The following is a 17,140-nucleotide window of genomic DNA, read 5'->3' as shown; positions in this document are numbered from 1 at the left end:
GACCAGTGTGATCAGGATTGACGATAGTGCTCTTGCCCTGGGCAGCCGTGATCGGGCTTAATGGCCCCGTCACCAGGGAGCTATTCTTGTATGTTGAGTTATCTGCACGCCTTCCACGCCGGCAATTTCGCTGATGTCCAGAAACATGGGGCCCTGGTACTGGTCCAGACCATGATGCAGGCGAAGTCATCCGGCATTGCCTGTTTCGACACCCATGCCGGAAGCGCCATATACGATCTGCGAGGTGAGCGGGCCCGGAAGACGGGAGAGGCCGACGATGGTGTCCAGAAGTTGTGGAGCGCCAAAGATCGGCTTCGGTCCGAGGATTGGAATCCGTTTCTGGATGTCCTGGCAGGATTCAATGCCGGTAGTGGCGAACTTTCCGTTTACCCGGGGTCTCCGGCCTGGTTCCAGCACTTTCTCAGGGCCGGGGACGCGCTGACGCTTTTCGAACTCCATCCGAGCGAGAGCGAGCAGCTGGTGGGTTGGGCTTCGGAGGCGCCGATTCGAGTGCTTCGGCAGGATGGCCTTGCGGGGCTGCTCAGGCAGCTTCCACCAAAACAGCCGCGGCTCCTCACGCTTATCGATCCTTCCTATGAGATCAAATCTGATTACGTTGAGGTTGCTGAAACCCTGGGAAAAGCATGGCAGAAGTGCCGGCATGGGGTTTATCTTGTGTGGTATCCGATACTAACCAGTGGCTCGCAGGTGCAGCTGAAAGAAGCCGTCAAGCGTACCGACGTACGCAAGGTGCTTTGCAGTGAGGTGCATCTGCGCACTCCGCCGGATCGAGGCATGACGGGCTCGGGGCTGCTGGTGATTAATCCGCCCTGGGGATTCGATACCCGGTTGTCTGTAATGATGGATGATATTTCCGGCCCGGAGGCTCTGAATCTGTCTCACGGAGTTGAGTGGCTGGTGCCTGAATAGTCCGGCCGGTTGGCGGTCTGAAGGAGCAATTTGATTGACAGAGAAACCGGTTCAAGAGATTGAAAGCACGTGTCTTCGGGGTGGCCTAATTCCCGTAGATGAGTGGAATACGCCTGAAACATCTGTCAGGCGTTCACTGAAAGACGCTTTTCGTCATATTCTGGCACAGATCCGTGCTGGTGTTGCGAAGGAAGACGAGACCTTCAAGAGCCTTGATAACCTTCCAGAATTGGACCGCTCTGAGTTGCAAAGCCTGGCTCCGTTGCCGGATGCCTCAAGTCTGGCAGGCGCTATATCGAACGCTCTGGATGCCAGCAGGAACATGACCTTTCTTGTGGCTCCCCCGTTTTTTGGGGTGCGGTCGGCCCTTGAACATTTTCCGGAGCTCCGGTCGGAGAATGGCGCCGGGGCAGGCCAATGGACCCTGATCCGGCCGCCCGAAAATCTGCTACTTGACGATCAGGGTGCTCGGGATTGGTGGGACAGGCAGGATCTTTCCCGGCCCTGGGTCATTCCGGAGCTGGCAGATTTCTGGCTCCGTCATTTATCGGGCCTTGCGCTGATTCGTGAATTGCTCCGGCGAGTTTCCGCTGGCGGTCTTGCCCGTGGCCTTATCGGTTGTTCCAGTTGGTGCTGGCAATTCTGGTCGTCCTACTTTGAGGCGGCTCACCTGGCGCCCCTGACTCCGGCGCCAATGACAGCCGCCATGCTCGGAGACTGGTTTGAATACCTCGCTTCAGGCGCCGGAGCGCAGGGAGTGATTGCGCGGATGGCTGATGATGGCCTCTATGTCTTGCCGACGGCGGATACGGTGGATGGAAAAAAACGAAAGCACAGTGGATTTCTCCGGGATTTGGCATCCGTTGCGCGGGGAAATCCGGGGGTTGCACTCGCAATCTGGCAGCAGTCACTCAGGGCGCGCCCCGAAGACAGAGCAGAAACGGAGAATATCAAGGAACCACCTGCTGAAGGAGGCGATTGTGTACGTTGCTGGGTTGTTCCTTTTGACCAACTGAGCCTGCCCGTTGTTCCGCAGATTCAGGGCGACAGTATTGGTCTGGTGCTGCATGCATTGCTCCTGCACGACGGACTCGATGCCTCGTTGCTCGGGCTGGTGACGGGTATCCGGGAACCTGAGCTGGGTTTTGTGCTGGCCCGGCTGGCCCGATCAGACCTGATTGAACAAACGGAAGCTGGCAATTGCTGGAAGGTCTCCGCGCTTGGATATCCTTCTGTACGGAGACACCTGCAAGGCTGGGGCTTTCCGGTGGACAGCTTTTAGGAGATGAATCATGGGTGATCTTGGAATCAAGGAAGCGTTCTCAGCCATCACCTCCACGGCGTTGCTGGAAGCATTGGTGGTGGTACTTCTGGCGACGGCGCTGACCATTGCTATTCAGAAACTGTTTCCAAAAGTGGCGATGAAACTCAGTGGCAAGCTCCGGTTTTACGTGCTCGCATCGGTACCACTGCTTCGCCTGATTATCATAGTGGTCACCATCATTGTAGTGGTTCCGATTCTTGTGGAACCCTCGTTCGAGAATATGGTGGCCATCTTTGGTGCGCTGGGCCTGGCGCTGGGCTTTGCCTTCAAGGATTATGCAAACAGCCTGATCGCAGGCATCGTTACACTCTATGAGATGCCCTACCGGCCCGGCGACTGGATTGAAGTGGATGGAAAATACGGGGAAGTGCGGTCGATCGGTACCCGTGCCGCTGAGCTTGTAACGCCAGATGACACGGTAGTGGTGATCCCGCACAGCAAGCTCTGGGCGTCATTGATTGCCAATGGCAACGATGGCACAGACAACCTGATGTGTGTGGCGGAATTCAATCTTGAGCCCCACCACGATGTCAGCCGGGTTATGGATCTGCTGCGGGATGTGGCATACACCTGCCCCCGCACCCGGACATTTCGGCCCGTAGTGGTTGTGGTTTCCAATAATCCCTGGGGCATGTGTTACCGCCTGAAGGCTTACCCGATTGATCTGAAGGACCAGTTCCGATTTATTTCTGAACTGACTGCGCTGGGGGCAAGCGCTCTGGCAGCTGAAGGCGTTGGTTTTGTCTCAGCCCCCGTCGCCGGAACCCGCTGAACCCTGACTTCCGGTTTCGGTGTCGTTAATCAACTGGTATAACCGCTCAAAAATTCGCTGCCCACTCTCGCCAGTGCGCTCCAGATAGATGTCACGCACCGGCAAGCTGGCTCGCCGAAATGCCTCCCGCTCTGCATCGGTGAGGCGGACGACCTTCAGGTGGCCTTCTTCCAGCATTTTTTCCAGCCGGGTCTGATTGAGTTCCTCCTGGGTCTCCCAGGCAACCTGTGCAACATCATTGAGACCATTATCCAGCCATTGTTGCTGGTTTTCCGGTAATGCGTTGTACCACTCAAGATTCGAAACCACTGAAGCAACGAACTGCGCTGGCCTTGCGAGCGTCATGGTGCTCTGGACTTCATAGAAGTCCATTTCCTCGATGGCAAAAACGGGGTTGCTCTGGCCATCAATCTTGCGTAGTTGCAGATCGCTGTAGACCTGCGAATAGGGGATCTGGCTCGGTTCGGCGCCATAGGCGCGAAACGCTTCCTCGGCCATATCGGATGTCATGGTGCGGATCCGTTGGCCATCGAAGTCTTCCGGTGTGCGGAGCGCCTTGTTGGCGGTCCACGCCATCCAGCCCTCGGGTACAAAGCCCAGAAGTTTCATGTTCTCCCGGGCGTAGGGCTGCTCGAACAGATCGAGCAATTCCGGGCTCGCGAGAACCTGTCGGGTTACGTCAGCGTTGTCCGGTAGAACATAGTGCAGGGTAAACAGGCCGACTTCCGGGATGGTGTTGGCAAGGTGTCCGGGGGAGGCGAAGGCAAGGCTGACCGAGCCATTCCGTACCAGCTCAGTAAGCTGAGCTGAAGTACCCAGAGACCCATAGGGAAAGATATCAACCTCGATCCTGCCATCGGAGCGCTCTTCAATGCGTTCTTTTAATGCTTCAGCATAGGCATGCTGAACGCTACCCTCGATTTCCTCCAGCGCAAAGCGCCAGGTTACGGGGTATTCAGGGGGTTCCGGAGCCTCGGACGTCTTGTCCCCACGATCGGTCTGGCTGTCTGAGCAACCGGTCAGTGCAATGGCCAATGCGAGGCTCAATGGCCAGAACCTGAAACGGGTGTTGGGCATAGCGGGGGACTCCAGTTTTCTCAATCCTTGTTTGATATTGATATACAAGGTAACACAAGAATGCTCACTGCCATGGGTAACAGGGTTCGATTGGATTACACTGTCGGCCAAACAATCCCGTGGAGAAAGGAGAAAATCAATGGAGTGTCAGTGGCTGGCAGGAGGCCATGAATGAAAAACCAGAAGCAGGCGATGCTCTATGGCCTGGGTACCGTGCTGTTATGGTCCACGGTGGCAACCGCGTTCAAGCTCTCCCTGAGAGAGCTGGCTCCCGTTCAGATGCTACTGATTGCCTGCACCGCGTCGGTAGTCGTGATGGCCATTATTCTGATGCTTCAGGGGCGCTGGCATCTGGTGTTTTCACTCAGTCGCAAACAGTATGCCCAGTCCTTTGGCATGGGGCTGATCAATCCCTGTCTGTACTATTTTTTGTTGTTCGGCGCGTTTGACCGGTTGCCGGCCCAGGAGGCGCAACCGCTGAACTACACCTGGGCACTGGTGCTGGCCTATATGTCGGTACCGTTTCTGGGGCATCGGCTGCGCAAGCTGGATATTGTTGCAGGTCTGATCTGCTATGCCGGGGTGGTGGTGATTGCCACCCGTGGTGCCGTGACTTCCCTGAGTTTCGAGGATCCGCTCGGGGTTTCTCTCGCCCTGGGCAGTACTGTGGTCTGGGCGTCCTACTGGATTATTGCCACCCGGGATACCCGTGATCCGGTGGTTGGCCTGTTCCTGAATTTTCTGTGCGGGCTGCCGGTGATTCTTCTGATTTGCTGGTGGACGGAGGGCCTGAACTTTACCACCGGAACGTCGCTTGCTGCTGCGTTGTATGTTGGCGTGTTCGAGATGGGCATCGCTTTCGTGCTCTGGTCCTACGCCATGAAGAAGGCGGAGAACACCTCGAAGGTCAGCAACCTGATTTTTATCTCGCCATTCCTTTCACTGGTGTTTATCTATTTTATTCTGGGTGAGCATATCCTGCCTTCCACCTACATCGGGTTGGTCCTGATCATGATGGGGCTCTGGATCCAGCAGAAAAAAGTGAAGGACCGGGAAGAGGCCCTGAACCTTGGCTAGCTGGTTTGTTTACATGGTGCGAACCGCACGGGGGGCCCTGTATACAGGCATAACCACTGACGTTGACCGGCGTTTCAATGAACATCAGGGAGGCGCTCCCCGGGGAGCGCGTAGTCTGAGGGGCAAGGGGCCGCTTGAGCTGGTGTTCAGCGCGCCGGCCGGAGACCGAAGCCGTGCTTCACGGTTGGAGTGGCACATAAAACAGTGGCCGCGGCCCAGGAAAGAGGCCTTGGCGCGGGGTGAGCTCAGCCTGCCAGATGACGTTTGATGTGTTCACCGGCGGTCTCTATCGCGGCCGTGGCCCGGTCGAGTTGCCCGCTATGCACCTGAAAAACGTGCCAGAGGCTGTTATAAACCTCAAGGCGGGTTTCCACATCGTGCCGGTTTGCGGCCTCGGCCAGCCGTTCGGCATCATTGAGCAGGATTTCCTGGCTGCCCACCTGGATCAGCATGGGTGGCAAGCCGCTCAAATCGCCGAACACGGGTGAGATCAACGGATTGGTCAGGGATTCCTGGCCGGCATAGAGATGGGCTGCCTTGCTGGTCCAGCTGGCCTGGAGCACCGGTTCACATTCGGGTGCGTAGAGCTTTTCCTGAGTGAGGTCTACCCAGGGTGAAAGCACCGTGAGCGATGCCGGAAGCGGCTGGCCCTTGTCACGCAGCCGCATGGCGAGGGCAACGGCGAGGCCCCCACCGGCGGAATCGCCGGCAATAGCAATCTGCTCCGGTTTGAAGCCCTCCGCCAGCAGTCCGTTCCAGCAAGCCTCCGAATCATCCAGAGCGGCGGGAAATGGGTATTCGGGCGCCAGTCGGTAATCCGGTGTGACGATGGTGCAACCGCTGGTTTTGGCCAAGTGTCCGGTTATGCCCCGGTGAGTGCTGGAGGAACCGATAATATAGCCACCGCCGTGCAGATAGAGAACAGCGCCGTGAGGGTTGTTGCCAAAACTGGTGCTGATGGCCGGAATGCCGCCCACTGTGGTGTTTTCGAAGCTTGCCCCCCGCGGTGGCATGGAACTCCGGTAAGCCTGGCGCACAATGCGTCGCTGGAGTGAAACAGGTACTGCCGGGGTGAGAACCGGTCTGACCAACCGGTTCATGGTCTGGCGCAACGCAGTCTCCAGAAGCTGTTGCAACATCTGTGTCTTTCCCCTGCTATGGGTTAGGATTGGAAGCCAAAATTCATAACTCATTCATGACAGGCGTTTAACTCTACGTGTACTGGAAAACAGATACCATAGAAATACCGGATTGGGACAGACACTCGCTCCTGGACAGACTCGAACCGTTCGACCCGGCCTGCTCGCGGGATCTCAGTGATGAAATGGTGGCCTATTGCCGCTTTTACGGCCTGGATCTCTGGGTAGAGCATCCGGATGTGGCATACCACCAGGGTTATGTCAAAGCGTGCGATCATGAGGTCATGGTGCACTATTTCCGGTTGCCAGAGCAGGCAATTGAGCGTGGCACAGTGTTTATTCTGCACGGCTATTTCGATCATGTCGGATTGTACAGCCAGTTGATTGATCGTTGTCTGGGAGCCGGCTTTGATGTGCTCGCCTACGATCAGCCGGGGCACGGCCTTTCCAGCGGCACGCCGGCGGCGATTGGTAGTTTTCTGGAGTACCAGGGGGTTCTGGCAGACGTTATGGCTCAGGTCAGGGAAAAGGTGCGTCAGCCCTGGTTTGCGGTTGGCCAGAGCACCGGCGGCGCGATCCTGATCGACTACCTGTTGTCCAACCAGCACAACCAGCAGACCTCCGACTTCCGGAAAGTGGTGCTTCTGGCGCCCTTGGTCAGACCTGCGGGCTGGCTGGGAGCCAAGGTACTTCACAGCATCGCAAAACCGTTTATATCCCGGTGGCGGCGGGTGTTTGCGGAGAACAGTGGCAATAGTCGATTCCTCCGGTTTTTGCGGGAGCATGATCCCCTCCAGGCCAGGGCGGTGCATGTGGATTGGGTGAGTGCACTGCGAAAGTGGGTGCCCCACATCGAATCCGCCCGGCCTGTCGACTTTCCGGTAACGGTCGTGCAGGGTGAAAAGGATCTTACCGTCGACTGGCAGCACAATTTGCGCATAATCCGGAATAAATTTTCCTCGGTGGAGGAACTGAAGATCCCTGACGGACGTCATCATCTTGTGAACGAAGCTCAGGATTTACAGGCAACCGTATTTAATACCATCATTGATACATTCACGAACTCGGCATCACAGACCCGCTAGCGGTCTCTGCCAGGAACATCAGGCACAGGAGATAGTTGTGAAAAAGACAATACTCGCGTTTGCAGTGGCCACTGTCGGTCTCGGTGGTTGCATGACTTATGACCCCTACACCGGCGAGGAGAAAACCTCCAGTGCGACCAAGGGCAGTATAATTGGCGCCATTGGCGGCGCTGCCATTGGTGCGGCAACCTCCAGTAAGAGTGATCGTGGAAAAGGGGCCTTGATCGGCGCAGCCAGTGGTGCGGCCATTGGCGGCGGGATCGGTTACTACATGGACAAGCAGGAAGCCGAGCTGCGTCGCCAGCTGGAAGGCACCGGTGTTCGTGTAGTGCGCAACGGTGATGAGATTGAGCTTGTGATGCCGGGCAATATCACCTTCGACCTGAATGAATCGACGATCAAACCGTCATTCAGTGGCACCCTGGAGTCTGTGGGGCTGGTTCTGAAGGAATATGACAAGACCATTATCCAGATCGAGGGGCATACCGACAGCTCTGGCTCAGACAGCTACAACCAGTTGCTCAGTGAGCGTCGCGCTTCTTCTGTGCGTGACTTCCTGCTGAATCAGGGCATCGAGCCCAAGCGTACCCGTGCTGTTGGTTACGGTGAGCGCTACCCTGTGGCGTCCAACGATACCGCGGCGGGTCGCGAGCAGAATCGTCGTGTTGAGCTGACGCTGGTGCCCATGCAGTAAGCAGGGCGCTTCGTTGGCATAAAAAAACCGGAGCATTTGCTCCGGTTTTTTTATGCCAGGCCGTGAATCAGAACAGGACGCGGCAGCGAATTGTTCCCTTCACCTTGAGCAGCTTTTCCAGTGCCAGTTCGCCGTACTCTTTGTCCACATCAACTACCACGTAACCGATGTCTTCCTTGGTCTGCAGGTACTGACCGCACACGTTGATGCCGTTCTCGGAGAATACCTGGTTGATTTCGGACATCACACCCGGCACGTTCTCGTGAATGTGCAGCAGGCGATGCTGGTTGGGGTGTGACGGCAGGGCCACTTCCGGGAAGTTCACGGAAGAAACGGACGTGCCGTTGTCGCTGTACATGGCCAGTTTTTCCGCCACTTCCCGACCGATGTTTTCCTGGGCTTCGATGGTGGAGCCGCCAACGTGTGGGGTCAGGATCACATTGTCGAATTCCCGTAGCGGAGACACGAATTCCTCGTCGTTGGACTTGGGTTCCACCGGGAATACGTCGATGGCGGCGCCCAGCAGTTTGCCGCTGCGCAGAGCGTCGGCCAGGGCATCAATGTCGACAACCGTGCCACGGGAGGCATTCATCAGAATGCTGCCGGGCTTCATCTGGGCAAACTGCTCGGCCTTGAACATGTACTTGGTGGCCGGTGTTTCCGGCACGTGCAGGCTGACCACGTCGGCAATGTTGAGCAGCTCCTGGAGCGTGCCCACCTGAGTGGCGTTACCGATCGACAGCTTTGACACTACATCGTAGAAATACACATCCATGCCCAGGCCCTCGGCCAGGACACTGAACTGGGTGCCGATGTTGCCGTAGCCGATGATGCCCAGCTTCTTGCCGCGGATTTCGTAGCTGTCCTTGGCGGACTTCAGCCATTCGCCGCGATGGGCTTTGGCGTTTTTCTCTGGAACACCGCGCAGGAGCAGAATGGCCTGGGCCAGAACCAGTTCGGCAACGCTCCGGGTGTTGGAGAAGGGCGCGTTGAATACGGCAATGCCGCGCCGGGTGGCTGCCTGGAGATCCACCTGGTTGGTACCGATACAGAAACAACCCACGGCCACCAGCTTGTTGGCGGCTTCAAATACTTTCTCTGTCAGCTGGGTGCGCGAGCGGATACCGATGAAGTGCGCATCGGCAATTTTCTCAATCAGCTCTTCCTCGGCCAGCGAGTGAGACAGGTACTCGATGTTGGTATAGCCCGCAGCGTTCAGGGTATCAATGGCAGATTGATGGACGCCTTCCAGCAGCAGGATACGGATTTTGCTCTTCTCAAGAGACGTATTTGACATGGGCTTGCTTCCGAACCTTTCGTCACGTGAAATGACCTGTGGCCAGTGATCGTCGGGGCTGGCTCACAGAACAGGGCCGGTATGATACCATAAACGCAGATTTTCACAGCGCGCCGGTTTGCCTGAATCAACTGTCTGTGACTCCTGTTGCAGGATGCTCCGGCCGAAACCTGACGAGACCGAATAGCCCATGAATTCTGAACAGATCATTGCTTCCCTCAAAGACCTGATGGCTACTGGCGATGCACCCGGCAAGGTGCTGACCGACCCGGCGGATCTGGATACCTACGGCAAGGACTGGACCAAGATCTACCCACCCAAACCTTTGGCGATTGCCTTGCCCAAAACCACCGAGCAGGTGCAGGCGCTGGTGAAGTTCGCCAACGAGAATCAGGTGGCGTTGGTGCCTTCCGGCGGCCGGACAGGTCTGAGTGCCGGTGCCGTGGCCGCCAATGGTGAAGTGGTTGTGGCGTTCGACAACATGAACCAGATCCTGGATTTCAACGCCAGCGATCGGACAGTTCGCTGCCAGGCCGGCGTTGTGACTGAGCAGCTGCAGAATGCGGCTGAGGATAACGGCCTCTATTACCCGGTGGACTTTGCCTCGGCCGGTTCCAGTCAGCTTGGCGGTAATCTGTCCACCAACGCCGGCGGTATCAAGGTGATTCGCTATGGTATGAGCCGGGACTGGGTCGCCGGTCTCAAAGTTGTGACTGGTAAGGGGGATATCCTGGATCTGAACAAGGATCTTGAGAAGAACAACACCGGTTACGATCTCCGGCACCTGTTTATCGGCGCAGAGGGCACTCTGGGCTTTATCACCGAAGCTACCATGAAGCTGTCCCGGAAACCGGACAACCTCACGGTACTGGTGCTGGGGCTGAACGACCTGACCAACACCATGGATGTGCTGCAAACCTTCCAGAAGAAGATTGACCTCACCGCCTACGAATTCTTCTCCCATCAGGCCATGGGGCATGTGCTGGCCCATGGCCAGGTACAGGCGCCCTTTGAGACGGGGGCACCGTACTATGCGCTTCTGGAGTTTGAAGCCGTTTCCGATCAGGTGATGGACGACGCCATGGCGCTGTTCGAGCAGTGCGTGGAGAACGGCTGGGTGCTGGACGGCGTGATAAGCCAGAGCGAAACCCAGGCCCAGAATCTCTGGCAGTTGCGGGAGCGGATTTCCGAGTCGATCGCACCCCGAACACCATATAAGAACGACATTTCCGTGGTGGTTTCCAAAGTGCCCGGTTTCCTTCAGGAAATCGATGCGGTGGTCACCGAGCATTATCCGGACTTCGAGATTATCTGGTTTGGCCACATCGGCGACGGTAACCTGCACCTCAATATCCTCAAGCCCGAGGGTATGGCCAACGAGGATTTCTTCGAGAAGTGCCAGCAGGTCAACAAGTGGGTGTTCGAGATCGTCGAGCGCTACCAGGGCAGCGTCTCTGCCGAGCACGGCGTTGGCATGACCAAGAAGCCTTACCTGAAGTACACCCGCAGTGAGGCCGAAATCGCCTATCTGAAAGGGATCAAGCAGGTATTTGATCCTAATGGCATCATGAACCCGGGCAAGATCTTCGACTGATGCAGGACCATATCGTTGTACTGACAGGCGCTGGCATCAGCGCCGAAAGCGGCCTCTCCACCTTCCGGGATAACGGCGGATTGTGGGAGCAGCACAGTGTCTACGATGTGGCGACACCCGAGGCGTTTGCCCGGAACCAGGAGCTGGTACTGCGGTTCTACAACGACCGCCGCCGCCAGCTGGCATCCGCCCAACCCAACCAGGCCCATCGCTTGCTGGCGGAACTGGAGCAGCGCTACCGGGTGACGGTTGTTACCCAGAACGTGGACGATCTCCATGAGCGCGGTGGCGCCAGCAACGTGATTCATCTCCACGGGGAGCTGACCAAGGCCCGGAGCTCAAAGTATCCTGAGCTCGTCTACGACATCGGTTACCGTGATATCAATCCCGGTGACACCTGCGATCGCGGCGCCCAGCTTCGTCCCCATATCGTCTGGTTCGGTGAGGAAGTTCCCATGTTGGAAAAAGCCGCCGAAATTGTCCGTACGGCCGATCATCTTCTGATCGTTGGGACCTCTCTCCAGGTCTATCCTGCGGCCGGTCTGGTGTATGAAGTGGATTTGGATGTGCCAATCACGGTAATCGACCCGGGCGAGCCGGCCTCGGTTTCGAGAGCCAAGGTTATTCGCAATGGCGCTTCTGAGGGCGTTGCCGAGTGGGTGGATAGTCTGAAATAACTCTCCTCATTGCGACGCAATTTGCTCAGAAGTCTGAAGGTATTTCTCCAGCTCTTCCCGAAACGCCGCCTGAACCCCCAACCGCTTCAGCATCCAGTAGTGACCGGCAATCATCCGGTCTATAAAGATGCTTTCCACCGGCGGCTTGAAGTAGTCCAGGTATTTGAACACGGTGCTGGTTTTCTCGGCCACGCGTTTATGGATATCGGCCTCGGCAAAGTCGTAGGGCACATCGCGCTTTTCAAAAGGCACCACCAGAATATCACGCCACATGGCGTAGTAGGCTTCATCCACGGCTGGCTGGCTGCCGACCCTCGCGCCAAGGTCAATCAGGTGGCGATCCAGCGCTTCGTAATCCTCATCCAGGGCTGAAACCAGTGCGTTCCGGTAGGCTTCGATGATCTCCGGTTTGAGTTTTTTCACGCAGCCGAAGTCGTACATGATGATGGATCCATCCGGCCGATAGGCGAAGTTGCCGGCATGGGGATCGCCATGGATGCACTGGAAGCGGAACAGTTGATCCGCCATCAGGGTGAAGATCCGGTGGCCGATCAGGTTGATGGTGTCCTGGTCGTAGCGTTCTTTTGTGATCTTGCTGACGTGATCGCCCTCAACCAGCTCCATGGTGAGAACCCGGCGGGTTGAGTGGCTTTGCGCGACTTCAGGTATCAGAACCCAGGGCTGGTCCTTGTGGAACTGGCGGAACAGCTCAATATTTCTGGCTTCGTTCTCATAATCCAGTTCTTCCTTGAGCCGCTCCCGAATTTCAGCGAACAACCGGTCGACAGACTCCTTGGGCATTTTAAGCAGGCCGCCGAGTCTCAGGGCCATGCGTAGTTGTTTGAGATCGGAATCGCAGGATTCGTCGACGCCCGGGTATTGAACTTTTACAATCACATCGGTGCCGTCGTGAAGCCGGGCCCTGTGCACCTGGCCAATGGAAGCGGCGGCGTAGGGTTTTTCCTGCAGGTATTCAAAGAGCTCGGATACCGGTTTACCCAGTTCCGATTCGATCTGGCCGACGATGACTTCGAACGGCATGGGCGGCGCTTCTTTCTGGAGCTTTTCCAGCGCGTCCGAGAATTCCTTGGGTAGGAAATCCTGAGTCTGGGAGGCAATCTGTCCCACCTTCATGACCGCCCCTTTCAGTTCGCCCAGGGTGTCGGCAATCTGGTCGGCCATGCGGGTATAGCTTTCGCTCTGGGCGCCTTCATCGTTCTCTGAGCGGAATAGTCGTCGCGCCCGCTGTCCTGCATATTGCCCTGCGACAGAGGCAGTCATGCCAGCGAGTTTGAAGAAGCGACCACGTCTGGAGGTTACCGGTTTCTTTGCCATAAACAGATGTACGCCTTTGACCGGATTTGGGTTTAGCCGGCCCTGCACGTTAAACCACTTTGGTCTCCACGAACAGCAGGTCCTCCAGTTCAAGGGAAAGCGTCTGGCCGGAGCTCAGTGGACCAACACCTTTGGGCGTGCCGGTCAGAACGACATCGCCCGGCAGAAGAGTGAACTGGCTGCTGATGTGAGCGATCAGGGGCACGATCGGGTTCAGCATGTCACCGGTATCGCCGGTTTGTTGGCGGCTGCCGTCAATGTCCAGCGTGAAGTGGATGGGACCCTCGGCAAACTTATCGGCGGAGACGAACGGTGACAGGGGGCAGGCGCCATCGAATCCCTTGGCGCGTTCCCAGGGCTGACCTTTCTCTTTCAGCGTGGTCTGGAGGTCCCTCAAGGTGAGGTCCAGAGCCAGGCCGTAGCCGAGGATGGCGGTTTTGGCCTCACTGGCCGATGCCCGGGTCAGGGGGCGACCGATAAGAACCGCCAGTTCGGTCTCGAAGTGAACTGCCCCCTGGTTCCTCGGGAAATTCAGGGGGCGGGTGATATGTACGGCCGAGGTGGCGGGCTTGATGAACAGCAGGGGTTCATCCGGCACCGGGTTGTTGAGCTCCCGGGCATGCTCGGCGTAATTGCGACCAATGCAGACTATCTTCCCCAGTGGCAGGTGAACGGGGGTGCCGTCTTTCCAGTGGTGTTGGTAACCCGGCATGGTCGCCTCCTGTTTGCTGTTGGTCATTCCCCTTCAAACGAGCAGACAGTATAAACCTGAAGCCCTTCATCCTGCAGCTTGCGTGAGCCGCCGAGATCCGGAAGATCAATCATGGCTGCCACTTCCACAATCTCTGCGCCGATCCGGCGGATCAGGCGGGTAGCCGCCAGCATGGTGCCACCAGTGGCAATCAGGTCGTCCACCAGGACCACTTTGTCACCCGGCTTGAAGGCATCCTTATGCAGTTCAACAGAGGCGGTACCGTATTCAAGCTCGTAGTCTTCCACCAGGGTATCGAAGGGCAGCTTGCCTTTCTTGCGGACCAGCACCAGGGAGGCGTTGAGCTCATAGGCCAGTGCCGAGCCGATGATGAACCCGCGCGCGTCTACCGCTGCTACCGCATCAATCTTGTGGCCATGATACCGGTGTACGAAGGCATCAATCAGCTTCCGGAAAGCGGTTTTGTCCTGCAGTACCGTGGTGATATCGCGAAAGGCCACGCCGGGCTTCGGCCAGTCCGGGACCGTGCGAATAGCCTTTTTGATGCTCTCAGAAAAATAATCCATAGACGTTCCGGTTAATGCTCTGGATGCGGATCAGGCCGCATCCAGGAAAATGAATTTCAGAACAAAGACAACGGCAATGATAACAACACTGGCGTTCAGATCCGCCCAGCGACCGCTCAACGCCTTCAGGATGGCGTAGGTGATGAATCCCAGCGCGATGCCGTTGGCGATGGAGAAGGTCAGCGGCATCATCAGGGCGGTGACCACAGCCGGGGCCGCGTCGGTTACGTCATCCCAGTCAATCAATTTGAGGCCGCTGGCCATCAGAACCGCGACGTAAAGCAGTGCCGGAGCAGTGGCGTAGGCCGGAATGATGCTGGCAATGGGTGAGAGAAGCAGACACGCCAGGAACAGTGCGGCAACAACCACAGCTGTCAGGCCGGTACGCCCGCCGGCGGAAATGCCCGCCGTGGACTCGATGTAGCTGGTGGTGGTGGAGGTACCGAGGGCAGCACCGGACATGGTCGCAACCGAATCTGACATCAGGGCACGGCCAAGACGCGGCAGTTTGCCGTCCTTGTCCAGCAGCCCGCCGCGCTGGGCGGCACCGATCAGCGTTCCGGAAGTGTCAAACAAATCGACAAACAGAAACGCAAAGATCACGCTGATCATGCCTATATTCAGGGCGCCGGCAAGATCCAGCTGCATAAAGGTCGGTGCCAGGCTGGGCGGGGCGGAAACAAAGCCTTTGTACTCCACCATTCCGAGCGCCATGGCAGCGCCGGTAACCGCGATAATGCCAATCATGACGGCGCCGGTGACCTGACGGAACGACAGCGCGCAGATCAACAAGAAGCCGCCAAAGAACAGCAGGCTCTCTGCAACCTTCACTTCGCCTAGCCCCACGAGCGTGGCTGGGTGATCCACCACAATGCCGGCGTTCTTGAGCGCAATCAGAGCCAGGAAGAAACCAATGCCTGCGGATATGCCAAAGCGCAGGGACATGGGAATACTGTTAATGATCCATTCGCGGACCTTGAAAATGCTCAGCAGGAAGAACAGGAAGCCCGAAATGAACACCGCTCCCAACGCCACCTGCCAGCTGTAGCCCATGCTGCCAACAACCGTAAAGGAGAAAAAGGCGTTCAACCCCATGCCCGGCGCCAGAGCGATCGGGTAGTTGGCCCAGAGTCCCATGATCAGGGTGCCGATAACGGCTGCAAGGCAGGTAGCAACGAAGACAGCCCCGAAATCCATACCGGTGGACGACAGGATGCTCGGGTTGACCACGATGATGTACGCCATGGTCAGGAAGGTGGTAATGCCCGCAACCACTTCTTTACGAACAGTGGTGCCGTGGGCCTGGAGTTGGAACAGTCGTTCAAGCATGACGGGTGTCTGCCTCACAGGATGCTGAAAGTTAGTGTTTGGAAGTCTGGTCTGTGCGGAAATCGTGAATTGCGTGAAAAAACGGCAATATTACCGGCTCATCTGTCTCAGGCCAAGGGATGATTGACAGTTCGTCAGACTGACTGAGTGGCTAGTTACTGCGAGGATCCCGCTGCAGCCGGATATCAAACCGCACGGCCAGCATGCGCACTATCACGATGAAAAGCAGGCCAATGGTCAGGGGCAGAGCTTCGTTATCAAGGAACCACTGGCACACGAAGTACAGCCAGCAACCGGCAAAGGAAATGGACGCGTAGATCTGGTCTTTGCGGAATATGTAGGGCACTTCGTTACACAGGGTGTCTCGTAGTGCACCGCCAAAGGTGCCGGTCATGACCCCGAGCAGGGAGGCGATAAACCAGGAGTGCCCCAGGTCGAGTGCCAGCTGGGCACCAAGAATGGAAAACACCCCGAGTCCGATAGCGTCCGGAAATACGATTCTGGACTCCCGAAGCCGCTCCGCCCGCTTCCAGTAACTGAAGACAATTGCCATCGCCAGAATCAGCATGGGCTGTTCTTCATGCTTGATCCAGTAGAGCGGGTGGTTGTCCATGATCAGGTCCCGCAGGGTTCCGCCGCCCAGAGCCGTGATAAATCCGATGGTAAACACGCCCACAGGATCCATATTCTTGGAGCGCGCCACGATCATGCCCGAAATCGCGAACGCGACGATTCCTATCATTTCAAGTACGTAGATGATGTCGAGCATGGCGAAACCCGGGAGAGGCGGAGAATGGCCTGATGGCCTGGTTTTGAGCGCCGAGGATAGCGGAAAAAGCGCCTCCTTTCATCTACGGATCGGACCTGTCAGGTTTGTGGCCACCCGGAACTGTGATCCATAACGACACGTTCAGACGTATCTTGGATTCATCTTACGTCTATCCTGTTGTACGGAGTTGCTATGTCCTTGATGCGTCTGGCCTATGCCAGTGAAGCCACGTTCGAAGCCAAGCCGGTGGAAAAAGGGGTGGAGCCTCACGTTGCGCGAATCCTGATGACCTCCCGAAAAAACAACGCCAAGGACCAGCTGGTCGGCGGCCTGTATTACGGTAACAATCGTTTTTTCCAGTACCTGGAAGGTGATGAGGATGCGGTACGGAGGACCTACGAACGCATTTTGAAAGACGAACGCCATCGGAATATAGTGACTCTTATTGAGGAACCGCTGTCCGGTCGGACCTTTAGCAACTGGTCTATGAAGTATGTGCCGCTGTCCCGGGATGTCCGGAAGTTTCTGGACGAGCAGGGGCTGGAATCCTTCGAGCCTTCCTCTTTCACATCGGATCAGTGTGAGAAAATGATCGAACTCATACGCAACTCCAGCCAGGATCAGAATCTGGGTAGTCGGGACGATCGTAAATCCGTCGGCGATGCGCCCCAGGTGTTGTCCTCCGGGATGAAAGTGGGCCTGATTGTGGCCGGCTTGGTTCTGGTCGGGGCTCTGGTGATCGGCGGGACCATGCTCTGATGGA

18 protein-coding genes are annotated in these 17,140 nt (G+C 57.0%); 10 read left to right on the top strand and 8 right to left on the bottom strand.

Annotated features, from left to right (window positions below; genetic code table 11):
• Positions 1-90: 90 nt before the first annotated feature.
• From ACO06L_RS07485 to ACO06L_RS07475, 3 genes are read left to right on the top strand one after another with little or no spacing between them, the layout of a single operon-like run.
• Positions 91-930, top strand: a complete 840-nt coding sequence (locus tag ACO06L_RS07485; RefSeq protein ID WP_202347707.1) for a 23S rRNA (adenine(2030)-N(6))-methyltransferase RlmJ — start codon at positions 91-93, stop codon at positions 928-930.
• Positions 931-964: 34 nt separating this feature from the next.
• Positions 965-2,212: a hypothetical protein gene (locus tag ACO06L_RS07480; RefSeq protein ID WP_227716008.1), complete on the top strand. Its 1,248-nt coding sequence runs from the start codon at positions 965-967 to the stop codon at positions 2,210-2,212.
• A 10-nt stretch (positions 2,213-2,222) separates the two neighbouring features.
• On the top strand, positions 2,223-3,026 hold the full coding sequence (locus tag ACO06L_RS07475) for a mechanosensitive ion channel family protein (protein WP_202347706.1): 804 nt from the start codon (positions 2,223-2,225) through the stop codon (positions 3,024-3,026).
• Here ACO06L_RS07475 and dctP read toward each other — a convergent pair.
• A complete protein-coding gene (gene dctP / locus ACO06L_RS07470; RefSeq protein ID WP_202347705.1) occupies positions 3,000-4,103 on the bottom strand; it encodes a TRAP transporter substrate-binding protein DctP in 1,104 nt (367 codons plus the stop codon). The genes ACO06L_RS07475 and dctP overlap by 27 nt on opposite strands.
• Positions 4,104-4,274: 171 nt before the next feature.
• On the opposite strand from dctP, the gene ACO06L_RS07465 reads away from it, so the two are divergent.
• A complete protein-coding gene (locus ACO06L_RS07465) occupies positions 4,275-5,180 on the top strand; it encodes a DMT family transporter (protein ID WP_202347704.1) in 906 nt (301 codons plus the stop codon).
• 13 nt (positions 5,181-5,193) lie between these two features.
• Positions 5,194-5,448: a GIY-YIG nuclease family protein gene (locus tag ACO06L_RS07460; protein WP_082905039.1), complete on the top strand. Its 255-nt coding sequence runs from the start codon at positions 5,194-5,196 to the stop codon at positions 5,446-5,448.
• Here the strand turns inward: ACO06L_RS07460 and ACO06L_RS07455 are convergent.
• Positions 5,426-6,319 carry an alpha/beta hydrolase gene (locus ACO06L_RS07455; protein WP_202347703.1) on the bottom strand — a complete coding sequence of 298 codons (894 nt, stop codon included), beginning with the start codon at positions 6,317-6,319 and terminating at the stop codon, positions 5,426-5,428. The two genes, ACO06L_RS07460 and ACO06L_RS07455, sit on opposite strands and share 23 nt — an antisense overlap.
• A 77-nt stretch (positions 6,320-6,396) precedes the next feature.
• On the opposite strand from ACO06L_RS07455, the gene ACO06L_RS07450 reads away from it, so the two are divergent.
• Both ACO06L_RS07450 and ACO06L_RS07445 read left to right on the top strand, forming a co-directional pair.
• Complete coding sequence (locus ACO06L_RS07450) at positions 6,397-7,404, top strand: alpha/beta hydrolase (protein WP_064228598.1); 1,008 nt, start codon at positions 6,397-6,399, stop codon at positions 7,402-7,404.
• A 37-nt stretch (positions 7,405-7,441) separates the two neighbouring features.
• The gene (locus tag ACO06L_RS07445; RefSeq protein ID WP_064228599.1) at positions 7,442-8,098 is read left to right on the top strand and encodes an OmpA family protein; all 657 of its coding nucleotides are present in this window, start codon (positions 7,442-7,444) and stop codon (positions 8,096-8,098) included.
• 67 nt (positions 8,099-8,165) lie between these two features.
• On the opposite strand, the gene serA is transcribed toward ACO06L_RS07445, so the two are convergent.
• Entirely contained in the window at positions 8,166-9,395 is a 1,230-nt protein-coding gene (gene serA / locus ACO06L_RS07440; protein WP_209400783.1) for a phosphoglycerate dehydrogenase, read from the bottom strand.
• Positions 9,396-9,585: 190 nt separating this feature from the next.
• On the opposite strand from serA, the gene ACO06L_RS07435 reads away from it, so the two are divergent.
• Both ACO06L_RS07435 and ACO06L_RS07430 read left to right on the top strand, forming a co-directional pair.
• Positions 9,586-10,989, top strand: a complete 1,404-nt coding sequence (locus ACO06L_RS07435; protein WP_421845499.1) for an FAD-binding oxidoreductase — start codon at positions 9,586-9,588, stop codon at positions 10,987-10,989.
• A complete protein-coding gene (locus tag ACO06L_RS07430) occupies positions 10,989-11,666 on the top strand; it encodes an SIR2 family NAD-dependent protein deacylase (protein WP_202347701.1) in 678 nt (225 codons plus the stop codon). The genes ACO06L_RS07435 and ACO06L_RS07430 overlap by 1 nt, the downstream gene beginning before the upstream one ends.
• 6 nt (positions 11,667-11,672) lie before the next feature.
• Here ACO06L_RS07430 and ACO06L_RS07425 read toward each other — a convergent pair whose 3' ends face one another.
• The 5 genes from ACO06L_RS07425 to ACO06L_RS07405 all read right to left on the bottom strand — a co-directional run bounded on the left by ACO06L_RS07425 (position 11,673) and on the right by ACO06L_RS07405 (position 16,377).
• Positions 11,673-13,001 (bottom strand): ABC1 kinase family protein, encoded by a 1,329-nt coding sequence (locus tag ACO06L_RS07425; protein ID WP_202347700.1) that lies wholly within the window; start codon positions 12,999-13,001, stop codon positions 11,673-11,675.
• A gap of 49 nt (positions 13,002-13,050) precedes the next feature.
• Entirely contained in the window at positions 13,051-13,713 is a 663-nt protein-coding gene (locus ACO06L_RS07420; RefSeq protein ID WP_202347699.1) for a fumarylacetoacetate hydrolase family protein, read from the bottom strand.
• Between the two features lie 23 nt (positions 13,714-13,736).
• Positions 13,737-14,279, bottom strand: a complete 543-nt coding sequence (locus tag ACO06L_RS07415) for an adenine phosphoribosyltransferase (RefSeq protein ID WP_064228603.1) — start codon at positions 14,277-14,279, stop codon at positions 13,737-13,739.
• Between the two features lie 30 nt (positions 14,280-14,309).
• Entirely contained in the window at positions 14,310-15,608 is a 1,299-nt protein-coding gene (locus tag ACO06L_RS07410) for an NCS2 family permease (RefSeq protein ID WP_064228604.1), read from the bottom strand.
• A gap of 151 nt (positions 15,609-15,759) precedes the next feature.
• Positions 15,760-16,377, bottom strand: a complete 618-nt coding sequence (locus ACO06L_RS07405; protein ID WP_202347698.1) for a trimeric intracellular cation channel family protein — start codon at positions 16,375-16,377, stop codon at positions 15,760-15,762.
• A gap of 192 nt (positions 16,378-16,569) precedes the next feature.
• Between ACO06L_RS07405 and ACO06L_RS07400 the strand changes: the two genes are divergently transcribed.
• The gene (locus ACO06L_RS07400) at positions 16,570-17,136 is read left to right on the top strand and encodes a BLUF domain-containing protein (RefSeq protein WP_202347697.1); all 567 of its coding nucleotides are present in this window, start codon (positions 16,570-16,572) and stop codon (positions 17,134-17,136) included.
• The last annotated feature ends 4 nt before the right edge of the window (positions 17,137-17,140 follow it).

It is taken from the genome of Marinobacter sp. (assembly GCF_965229985.1).
Classification (GTDB): Bacteria; Pseudomonadota; Gammaproteobacteria; order Pseudomonadales; family Oleiphilaceae; genus Marinobacter.
The sequence above is the reverse complement of the archived record's forward strand: the minus strand, read 5'-3'. Positions and strand labels throughout refer to the sequence as shown.

What these genes read in the sequence shown, in the direction of transcription:
- ACO06L_RS07405 (WP_202347698.1), bottom strand. Translation starts at nt 16,377, where the DNA reads ATGCTCGACATCATCTACGTACTTGAAATGATAGGAATCGTCGCGTTC.
- ACO06L_RS07435 (WP_421845499.1), top strand. Translation starts at nt 9,586, where the DNA reads ATGAATTCTGAACAGATCATTGCTTCCCTCAAAGACCTGATGGCTACT.
- ACO06L_RS07410 (WP_064228604.1), bottom strand. Translation starts at nt 15,608, where the DNA reads ATGCTTGAACGACTGTTCCAACTCCAGGCCCACGGCACCACTGTTCGT.
- ACO06L_RS07430 (WP_202347701.1), top strand. Translation starts at nt 10,989, where the DNA reads ATGCAGGACCATATCGTTGTACTGACAGGCGCTGGCATCAGCGCCGAA.
- ACO06L_RS07420 (WP_202347699.1), bottom strand. Translation starts at nt 13,713, where the DNA reads ATGCCGGGTTACCAACACCACTGGAAAGACGGCACCCCCGTTCACCTG.
- serA (WP_209400783.1), bottom strand. Translation starts at nt 9,395, where the DNA reads ATGTCAAATACGTCTCTTGAGAAGAGCAAAATCCGTATCCTGCTGCTG.
- ACO06L_RS07475 (WP_202347706.1), top strand. Translation starts at nt 2,223, where the DNA reads ATGGGTGATCTTGGAATCAAGGAAGCGTTCTCAGCCATCACCTCCACG.
- ACO06L_RS07485 (WP_202347707.1), top strand. Translation starts at nt 91, where the DNA reads ATGTTGAGTTATCTGCACGCCTTCCACGCCGGCAATTTCGCTGATGTC.
- ACO06L_RS07455 (WP_202347703.1), bottom strand. Translation starts at nt 6,319, where the DNA reads ATGTTGCAACAGCTTCTGGAGACTGCGTTGCGCCAGACCATGAACCGG.
- ACO06L_RS07400 (WP_202347697.1), top strand. Translation starts at nt 16,570, where the DNA reads ATGTCCTTGATGCGTCTGGCCTATGCCAGTGAAGCCACGTTCGAAGCC.
- ACO06L_RS07460 (WP_082905039.1), top strand. Translation starts at nt 5,194, where the DNA reads ATGGTGCGAACCGCACGGGGGGCCCTGTATACAGGCATAACCACTGAC.
- ACO06L_RS07465 (WP_202347704.1), top strand. Translation starts at nt 4,275, where the DNA reads ATGAAAAACCAGAAGCAGGCGATGCTCTATGGCCTGGGTACCGTGCTG.
- ACO06L_RS07415 (WP_064228603.1), bottom strand. Translation starts at nt 14,279, where the DNA reads ATGGATTATTTTTCTGAGAGCATCAAAAAGGCTATTCGCACGGTCCCG.
- dctP (WP_202347705.1), bottom strand. Translation starts at nt 4,103, where the DNA reads ATGCCCAACACCCGTTTCAGGTTCTGGCCATTGAGCCTCGCATTGGCC.
- ACO06L_RS07425 (WP_202347700.1), bottom strand. Translation starts at nt 13,001, where the DNA reads ATGGCAAAGAAACCGGTAACCTCCAGACGTGGTCGCTTCTTCAAACTC.